Raw genomic sequence first — 1,494 nt, forward strand, 5'->3', positions numbered from 1 at the left:
ACCATCATGGCCCTCGAGGCCGAAAGGGGAGGAAGTCTCTTTTTACTCGTTCAAGGCGGACGCGCTGACGCGCGCCGCTTAACTCCAGCGTTAGGCCCCATGGAAAATTCTGAGTACTTCGAACCATTGCTGACGTACCTCAAGAGGGTTCCAGCTGTATCTGCCAACATCGGCTCGGGCAAGTTCGAGAGCGGAAATTGGTGGGTAAAGTTCTCGCTCGACATCAGCCACTCTTTGGCTTGGGCAGTGGTTCAAGAATTTGGCCATGTGCTCAACTATTTGTCGTTAAACGAGCCCCTGCCAACAATCTTCAAGCCGGTTTCGCCGCCCCCGTACATGAACGGCGGTCCTGAGCACTTCCTCTCATGGGTCATCGAATCGTCAGATCCGTCTTTCTCCCCAGCGTCCGCATCAGAATGGCTTGAGGGGCGTCTTCCGCGTCCCGTAGAAGACCTAGCAGAGTGGGAGTCCGACGACGATGAGGCCTAACCGTTCGTTCGAGGCGGACGGCTCCGCCGCCGCTCAACTCCAGCGTTGGGCGTCAAATCTTGTAGCTGAGGGGGAATGATGGGTCTACTACAGCAGAACTGGGGTTGGGTAACTGCAAACCCTTGGGGCTTTGCCACGTTCGTAGTACTGGCATTTGGCGCAGGCTGGGGCGCTGCCAAACTGTTTTATCACGAGAGAATCGAATTGCTAAAGGCAAGAGCGGGCAGCCCCGTTCAACAAAGCACAAAAGAGTCCGTAGCCGGCAAGTTTCAGTACGTAGCGAATGGGCGTCACGGGCCAAATCTGTTGGCGGCAACGACGCACGATGCGTTCGTAGGGCAAGAATTATCGTTGCGAGCGGACATCCCCGACAACGAGACTCTGCACGTGGTGCTGCATGGTCCGCCGCACGCTTATCTCAGCGACACCTCTGGCGCTTGGCATTACAACGTGGTTGGTGTCACCAACTGGGTAATAAGCAAGTATCAGGACAATACTTCTTCGCCGGTGCAGCATTTCAACGCGGAATCAGGCCGAGCTGAACTGCAACTTATTTTTGCGCGCGCTGGTAACGTACGTGTGGAGGTTTTCGAGGGTGATAGCTCGTCAGCTTCTTGGGGCAAGGACATTCGTGTATACGATAAGAGTTGAGCGCTGGAGACTTCCTCGCCCACTCGCCCAACAAATCATTCAAGCGGACGGCTCCGCCGCCGCTTAACTCCAGCGTTAGGCGTCAGCGCAGTTCGGCGCAGATTCCTCAGGCTTCGCGTATGCTTGGCCCTGCTGCATTCTTGTATCTGTCGCAGCAAAGGAGGTGTCCCTTGGCAAAATTTTTGTATACCTCCGGCGGAAACCAACTTTTCCCTTGCTCATAGCAAGTGGTGTGGTTGCTGGCACGGAGTAAATTGCCAGCGTGGCGTCGGATTCGGCGCCACTCCGCTACTTCATACATCTGTCGCCTAACATCTCCGTAAGAGACTTCCCGTCAACCCGAGGTGCATGACG

At 55.6% G+C, this 1,494-nt stretch carries 2 protein-coding genes; both read left to right on the plus strand.

What is annotated here, in order from left to right:
- On the plus strand, window positions 1-489 hold a 489-nt coding region (locus tag ASD82_RS17360; protein ID WP_235580684.1), incomplete at its 5' end, for a hypothetical protein.
- A gap of 78 nt (window positions 490-567) precedes the next feature.
- On the plus strand, window positions 568-1,140 hold the full coding sequence (locus ASD82_RS17740) for a hypothetical protein (RefSeq protein WP_157599240.1): 573 nt from the start codon (window positions 568-570) through the stop codon (window positions 1,138-1,140).
- Window positions 1,141-1,494 lie beyond the last annotated feature (354 nt).

This window comes from Rhodanobacter sp. Root179, from assembly GCF_001428465.1.
GTDB lineage: Bacteria > Pseudomonadota > Gammaproteobacteria > Xanthomonadales > Rhodanobacteraceae > Rhodanobacter.

Excerpts from the sequence above, each read along its gene's own strand:
- ASD82_RS17740 (WP_157599240.1), top strand. The coding sequence starts at position 568 with ATGGGTCTACTACAGCAGAACTGGGGTTGGGTAACTGCAAACCCTTGG.